The organism is Synechococcus sp. H55.9, from assembly GCF_047462355.1.
In the GTDB taxonomy this organism is placed as follows: Bacteria; Cyanobacteriota; Cyanobacteriia; order Thermostichales; family Thermostichaceae; genus Thermostichus.
Genome location: NZ_JANSJB010000203.1, coordinates 1 through 1,074, shown reverse-complemented (window position 1 = coordinate 1,074; position 1,074 = coordinate 1). Strand labels below are relative to the sequence as shown.

Genomic DNA, 1,074 nt, shown 5'->3' with positions numbered 1-1,074 from the left:
GCTCTGTGTTGGGGATCCCAGCTCAAGAGATGGATCCCTTGGCTGAGCTTGGGAAAAGCTTTTTGCAGATGAAAAGCGGGATCCACCCCCATCAAGTCTAAGGTCGATTGGGCAAGGGATCCGTAGCGGCAGTGATCGACCAAGTACAGGGCCGGCTCAGCCAGGTAATCCCGCAGAAGCAGAGACTGGAGCAAATGGGTGCGATAGTCAACAAGCTCCGCCCAGAAGCAAACGCCAATTCGGGTATCGGGAAACCCTTCCCCCAAATCTGCCAGAAGAGCGGGGATGAATCCTTCGAGCAGCAAAACCCGTTCTTCTAACCCTAGCCGAAGGATCTGGGCTTGGAGATCTTCCGTGCTGGGCAATTTTTTAGAAGAATTCTGGAGCGGATCCCGTAGAATTACTGCTAACTTTTCCGAGTGGCGAACCATTGCCTCTAGCACAGCTCCTGAGTCTTCCCAGCCGATCTGACAAAAGATCTGCTGTTCAGGCATGCGACCTAGAGCCCAGTCTAATAGCTGAGCGAGACTCCCGACTTGCTCCAGCTCCGAAGCCAGCTCCTGAGCAAGGTCTTGGCACTGCATGGAAGGGATCCCTGGCGTTTCGTTCTCTCTAGCCTAATGTACCCGGATTCACCCCTAGTTCCCGCAGCTTTTGGGCCAGGTGCTCTGCTCGTCGTTGCTCCTACTTGACCTCGGCAGGTGGCCGCTTGGGTAGGTAGGCCAGATCCGGCCTATCAACGGCGGGGCTGCCCATGGCCTATCGTAGATAGAGGGTCAAGGGATCCCTTCTTCTTTAGCCTGACTTCCAGGGCAAGCTAGGGTTGCCAGTTATTGATCCAGCTCTAGAAAGCTGCAGGGACGGGCTAAACAAGGGTTTTGACGGATCCCTGAGGAGTAGAGCTGGCTTTATAACCGTTTCATAACCTAGGACTGCTAAGCTCCTACGGACTGCCCGAGCGAAGGATCAAAAAATGAAGGGTACCAAGGCCGCAGCTCCGCGTATTCTTCTCAACTGGCCAGCTCCACCCGACTACATCCCGCCCCCTCTGCTTTCAGACCGGCAGGTAACCCT

Annotated in this window: 1 pseudogene; it reads right to left on the bottom strand. The window is 55.1% G+C overall.

The features are described from left to right. Window positions 1-494, bottom strand: a pseudogene (locus tag NW857_RS13135) (hypothetical protein); the annotation flags it as partial. Between the last annotated feature and the right edge of the window lie 580 nt (window positions 495-1,074).